Genomic DNA, 711 nt, shown 5'->3' with positions numbered 1-711 from the left:
GCATGTATAGGCTCAGTATTGAAATAACTGAGGAACAGGACATCCACTATTTGACTGTGATCAAAAAATAGCCAGGAGTGTAGGGTTGTACTTCTGGTTATAAAGTAGTCAGTTTTGAGTGGAGGTTTAACGATAAAGTAGTCAGTTTTGAGTGGAGGTTTAACGAAGAAAAGGAGGAAAAAAGAGGACAGCCAAGATTTGACTGCGATCAAAAAATAACCAGAAGTGAATGTCTATACTTCTGGTTATAAAGTAGTCAGTTTGTGTGGAGGTTTAAGGATGACACGGCCACGAAGTGAGTTAGTCAGTGTGGCGGATACGCCGTATTATCACTGTATATGTCGGTGTGTTCGTCGTGCTTTTTTGTGCGGCGATGACCAAGTAACGGGGCAAAACTTTGATCACCGAAAAGCCTGGTTGGTTGAGCGGCTCACGGAGTTGGTTAAAGTGTTTGCTATTGATATTTGTGCTTATGCGGTGATGTCAAATCACTATCATTTAGTAGTCCGCATTAATGAAGAAAAGGCGGTGCAATGGACGGATGATGAAGTGATTCGTCGTTGGCGGAAGTTGTACCAAGGACCTCCGATGATTCAGCGATATTTAGCAGGAGCGGTGCTGGATAAGGCTGAGCTTAAAGTCGTTAATGATATTGTTCAGCAGTGGCGGTTGCGGCTAACGGATTTATCGTGGTTTATGCGCTGTTTAAAT

At 43.0% G+C, this 711-nt stretch carries 1 protein-coding gene; it reads left to right on the top strand.

Features of this window, described 5'->3' with window-relative positions; all coding sequences use genetic code 11:
• Window positions 1-279: 279 nt before the first annotated feature.
• On the top strand, window positions 280-711 hold a 432-nt coding region (locus KCG35_RS25895), incomplete at its 3' end, for a transposase (RefSeq protein ID WP_309227498.1).

Origin of the sequence: Zooshikella harenae, from assembly GCF_018837975.1 — a bacterium.
Lineage (GTDB): Bacteria > Pseudomonadota > Gammaproteobacteria > Pseudomonadales > Zooshikellaceae > Zooshikella > Zooshikella harenae.
This window is presented reverse-complemented; position numbering and strand designations above follow the sequence as displayed.